Below are 5,368 nucleotides of genomic sequence, written 5' to 3' on the forward strand. Positions count from 1 at the left end.
TAGGCGTTGTAGTAGCTTTGCTAGGTGCGGGTTGATCCGTTGTGACCGCTACTTTGTTATTAGGCAAGTATTGGTCGGGAGCTAGATCATGAGCCACCTTATTATATATAGGAGTCGTCGGGCAACTAGTCAGCTCGTCAGCCATCGGCTCGTGATGCTGATGGCGTGCAGACTTTCGCTGAGCGACCAGACGCTCCAGGACGTCAATCGTAGGAGAGAAGTTTTCAGAGGCAGGCATACGATGAATTCGACCAAATAGACATAAGCGACTGCTAAGGTACTCATTTTCTACCATACTCACAGCCCGATGACAACCTAGGGATATATAGATGAGACCTCGCTATGTAGCGCTATCAACTCCATCTATAGCTACTCCTACATCTCCATTGAGGGCAATCTCTCCCGAGGTATTTCCCCAATAACTCACGAGAAAATGAAAATTCTCCACCGAGGGGCAGAATAAAACTTCGGAAGAATGAAATGAAACTTCGGAAGAATGAAATGAAAGTTCCGAAGAATTTTTCGTTTCCTCACTGGATAATCCAGAATCCCCACGGAGGAATTGTTCAAGTCGTTCCACCCTCTCAACCTTCGTCACAGAGATACACAAATTCCCTCTGCAACTGTCAGAGGATTTTTTTTCAAGAAATTTAGGATTTGTAGCGCCTAGACATCATTTTCAGTGCCTCTGTGTAGCTATGCAAAGTAAAATCCACGCAAATTATTTGGACAAAAGTTGTGCCGTGTCGCTAGTTTTTTATACCTTTGGCAGTAGGACAAACGGAGTCCCCCTTAGCAGGCGCATTTCTATAGCGTCCGTTTTGATTACAGGGGGGGGAGTCACGATGCCCACGTACTAATCACTTAGCATCATCAATCAACTTAATCGTTCGACTATGAATAAAAAAATCCTATTACTATGTACAGTCCTTGTAGCTCTGCTGAGCTTCAATGGAACCAAGGCACAGGTCAAGGATGCTAGCGTCACCGTCGGTGGTGGCGTTGAGTATCAATTCCTAGACAAAGCCCTTAATATTGACAACGCTATGTTCTGGGGCGTACGCGCCGGCTTCGGCTTTGGCCCAGTCGTAGAGCTACGCGGTGTCTATGACCGCTCTTTCGGCATCAAGTCTAAGCTCAGCAACCCTAATGGAGCGTGGAATATTGATCCCGTCTTCCAAAACAAAATGTCTGATCGCAGAATCGACATTGAGCGCTACGGAGCTGAGCTCAAGTTCAACCTCCTCGACGGTTACATCCTAGCTCCCTACGTACTCGTTGGAGGTGGTGTACAAAACATGAAGTATGAGCTACCCATCGCTGATGACAAGATCGAGATGATGAAGGCTGATCACCTATACTTCTCTGGAGCTCTAGGCTTCAAGATCAACCTCACACGTCGTATCGCCCTCAACCTATCGGGCAACTATCTAGGCTTCCGTACGGACCTACTTAACCCATACGTTGACATCACCAAGGCTAAGGCAGACAAGAACGGTCTAGCTCTGATGAACAACTTCTCAGCTCGTGCAGGTCTCTCCATCTACCTCGGTGGCTACAACCCCACAGGAGGCAATGAGGTAAGCCGTGCTTACAGAAAGTTCTTCTCTAACGGCTTCCGTGGTATGGTCTTCACCGTTGAGCCCTCAATGCTCTACATGGACTTCAACAAGAACTCTTACTGGAATAGCCGTGACTCATGGTTCTACGGTGGTCAGCTCGGTCTTGACTTCAATAGCACCTTCGGTGTTCGCGCATTCTACTATCAGGCAGGTCAGCCAGGTAAGAAGCCTAACTTCAAGTTTGACAACGAGCGCGCTATGTATGGTGGTTACTTCACCGGTCGTCTCAACCTACCTCGTGGTGTGACGCCTTACGTTAACCTCGGTGCTGGTTACCTCGATGCCAAGCTCTCTGAGAAGGCTTCTGAGCTAGACAAGGCTAATCTACACGATGTAGTCTTCGCTATGGCTGGTTTAGGACTAGAGGTACCCCTCTTCCGCTATGTCAGCGTGTTCGGTAGTGCCAACTTCATCGCTCACCCAGCTCCTGGCGTCAAGACAGCTTCTATCACAAAGAAGTCTGAGATCCTTGCCAAGAATATGGCTTACCAGTTCGGTGTACGCTTTAACCTAGGCAAGCCAGCTCGTCACTATCAGTTTGACACGACTGTAGACGAGGAGGTTCAGGACAAGGTCAACGAGATGCGCAACAAGGAGTACCGCGAGTATCGTGAGTACCACTACTATGGTCAGGACAACGATGACGAGTACGTACGTATGACTCCAACTGAGATCGAAGAGATGGCACAGCGCATCATCGACCGCAACAAGGCTACTAAGGCCGAGCATAGTAAGTGCAAGTCCAAGGGACAGTGCGAGTCTAAGGGACAGTTCCACCGTCAGCCTAACGATGACGCACTCACACCTCTGGAGCGCGAGCTAGTACATGCCCTCATCGGCAACTCTCCTCAGTATGTTGCTCAGCAGCAGATGCTCCAGCAGCAAGCTGCTCAGTGCCCTAAGGCTGCAGCTCAGGCTACAGAGGCTCAAGACAACGAGCAGATAGCTAAGCAAAACGAGGAGATCCTCAATCGTCTTGACGCACTCGACAGAAAGATCGAGCAGAGCGAGCAGATGCGTACACAGCAGCCCGCTACGGCAACGACGATCGTAACGCCTCCTACTCATCCTGCTTATCAGACTCCTGCTATGACAACGCCAAGTGCTGACGCTACTCCTGCAGACAACGATTCTAACAGTCTCGTACGTCTTAACTCTGTAGGTCTACTCATCGGGACGAACCTAGTTAAGCCTCAGGATGCAAACCTACTCAGCACTTTTGCCGTAGGCGCTCGTGCTTACATGCCTATCAGCAACACCAACCTTGACTTCATCCCTGAGCTCTTCGTAGGCTTTGGCAAGAAGACCACCATCGGTGTATCTGGTAATGTAGCTTACAACTTCAACTTTAAGGAGCTAGGCGACTTCGTACCTTATCTAGGTGCTGGTATCGGCTGGTTTACAGACACCAAGCTCGGTGCTAACTTCCTCGTAGGTACAGCTTACAAGCTACCACAGCTCAACAGTGCCGTCTTCCTAGACTACGGCTTCCGTCACTCACTACGCAATCATAGCGTATCTCTCGGATATCGCTTCTACTTCTAATCACTTATCACTACAACAGTATGACTAAGAAATCAATAATAGTCGGGCTGTGCGTGATCCTTCTGTCGGCTGCTGTCTCCACTTCTGTGGAGGCACAGCAAGACAAGCGTCAAGCACCTCGCCAGAAGCGCGACCGCACAGAGCGTGTCGACAAGGGCGAGCGTGACAGACGTGAGAAAGTGGTGGTTATGACCAAGCAGGAGCTAGCTACGCTTGTCAATGCTATCGTCACAGCTGCCGAAGAGAATGACGCTACCGAGGAAGTGAGAAAGCCGGCTTGTCCACATGCACAGCAACGTGACATAACCATCACTGATGACAAGGATAGAGACCTCCTCTACCTACTACTACAGTATCACAACCTGAATGCGATGAAGGCTTCCGTCCCCACTTTCGCACAGCCCGTCATACAGGCTGGACAGCCTATTAGCTGGGGAGGACAGCTATACTACCCCGCTGGGAGCAACAACCTAGTCGTCACTCAGGGTGCTCAAGGCGCTCCAGTCGCTAACGATGCTGACAAGATCAAAGCACTCGAAGATGAGCTGGCTCGCCTCAAGGAGGCTCAGCAAAACCCGCAGCGTAACGATGATCAGATCGCTCAGCAACTGGCTGCTCTACGTAGTCAGATAGATGAGCTAGAGAAGGCTCCTGCACAGGCTCCTGTGTACAACTACGACAACCGTCGGGTGATCCACCAGGACCGCTCTCGCAACAACGTACAGCTCAGTCGTAGCGTCTTCTTTAAGGTCAATTCAGATGTCCTCAACGCAGAGGGTCTTGAGGCCGTACGTAACGTCGCAGACTTTGTCATCGGCGACCCACGCGCCCTCGTCCTCGTATACGGCTATGCTAGTATCGATGGTCCTGTAGACTTCAACAATAGACTCGCTGCCAAGCGTGCGGCTAGTGTCATCAAGGCTCTACAAGAGGCTGGCGTACCAGCAGCCGCTATCAAGCGCTACGACAACGGTGTCGACACGACGCCAGCCAAGCGGACTGACGCACGTCGTGTAGACATGGACGTCATCTACTAGTAATACAACTCCAGTCTGCCTATAGCTAGTCAATAGCAGTAGCAGTCTAATCATACCGAAGGAGACTTACACCAAAGAGTGTGTAGGTCTCCTTTTGTATTAAGTTCATTTCCACCAAAGGGCACAGTGCGACAAGTGATTTGTTTTTTCTACCTTTGTACCACTCAGACAGAGAAATTCTCTAGATTCCCTAAGACCCAACCATATGTTCATCAAAACACTACCATTAAGCGTTTTACTCCTAGCTCTGACGCTCTCGCTCATAGCTTGTCACAAGGAGCCAGGCGAAAAGCCGAAGCCACCCACGGAGCCTACTCAGACAACGCTATCCGTCACACCCGATAAGCTCTCATTACGGATAGGGAAGCATGCACAGCTAAGCGTCTCGGCGACACCCGCCGATGCGACTCTACGATACACCTATCAGTCAACAAATGAGGCCGTCGCCACCGTCAGCAACCAAGGCTTAGTAACCGCCGTGGCTGAAGGGCACTGTACTATAACTATAGCTGCTGGCGAAGCTCGTGTCACCGTTCCTGTCCAAGTCTTGCCTGCCGTCCAGATTGATGCCAAGAGATATATAGGAGCTGATGACCCCGACAGACGATTTGTCCCAATCTACATACCAATCCTTGCGGAGATAGAGCAACGCAAGGATGAGATACAGGCGGCAAACGAAGCTAAAGATTGGCTCTTGGAAGGTGATCGTAAGGTACCTAGGAGCCCTTCCTACGCACTCTCCTTTATCGCCCCGAGTCAAGGAGACAATTATACCGACATACGCTACATCAAGCGCATCGCTTACAGATACACACCTGGTCGTACGGATCGATCTTTCCTGCTACTCTTCACCGCCTATCTATCCAATGAAGACATTCTCATCAAAGCGTACCAAAAAGGCAAAGACAGCGAAGCTTACAATCTACTCAAGAGTATCGCTCAGGGGTACGGCTTTACCGAAGACTTTAGTATGACGAAAGATGAAAGAAAAGGGCCTCTCTTTTATGCTTACTGCAGAGACCGATACCCCGAGGGTGACTTGTGGCTTTGCATCCAGTCTGTGCCTGCTTCCGATGGAGCTGGCTTCGGTCTGAGACTACAGATTGCCACGTCTACGGTACCGAAGAAGTAAGCTACCAACCAAGATACCTTTATATATAATAG

At 50.0% G+C, this 5,368-nt stretch carries 4 protein-coding genes and 1 pseudogene; 3 read left to right on the forward strand and 2 right to left on the reverse strand.

Annotated elements, in window-relative coordinates:
* Both Q0X57_RS07310 and Q0X57_RS07315 read right to left on the reverse strand, forming a co-directional pair.
* Positions 1 to 238 (reverse strand): annotated as a pseudogene (locus tag Q0X57_RS07310) (TIGR00341 family protein); the annotation flags it as partial.
* 102 nt (positions 239 to 340) lie between these two features.
* Positions 341 to 598 carry a hypothetical protein gene (locus Q0X57_RS07315; RefSeq protein ID WP_297729666.1) on the reverse strand — a complete coding sequence of 86 codons (258 nt, stop codon included), beginning with the start codon at positions 596 to 598 and terminating at the stop codon, positions 341 to 343.
* Between the two features lie 298 nt (positions 599 to 896).
* On the opposite strand from Q0X57_RS07315, the gene Q0X57_RS07320 reads away from it, so the two are divergent.
* The 3 genes from Q0X57_RS07320 to Q0X57_RS07330 all read left to right on the forward strand — a co-directional run bounded on the left by Q0X57_RS07320 (position 897) and on the right by Q0X57_RS07330 (position 5,336).
* On the forward strand, positions 897 to 3,167 hold the full coding sequence (locus Q0X57_RS07320) for an outer membrane beta-barrel protein (RefSeq protein ID WP_297729669.1): 2,271 nt from the start codon (positions 897 to 899) through the stop codon (positions 3,165 to 3,167).
* A gap of 20 nt (positions 3,168 to 3,187) precedes the next feature.
* Positions 3,188 to 4,204: an OmpA family protein gene (locus Q0X57_RS07325; RefSeq protein WP_297729672.1), complete on the forward strand. Its 1,017-nt coding sequence runs from the start codon at positions 3,188 to 3,190 to the stop codon at positions 4,202 to 4,204.
* Between the two features lie 205 nt (positions 4,205 to 4,409).
* Positions 4,410 to 5,336 carry an Ig-like domain-containing protein gene (locus Q0X57_RS07330; RefSeq protein ID WP_297729675.1) on the forward strand — a complete coding sequence of 309 codons (927 nt, stop codon included), beginning with the start codon at positions 4,410 to 4,412 and terminating at the stop codon, positions 5,334 to 5,336.
* The last annotated feature ends 32 nt before the right edge of the window (positions 5,337 to 5,368 follow it).

The sequence above is a fragment of the uncultured Porphyromonas sp. genome, assembly GCF_947254915.1.
Classification (GTDB): Bacteria; Bacteroidota; Bacteroidia; order Bacteroidales; family Porphyromonadaceae; genus Porphyromonas.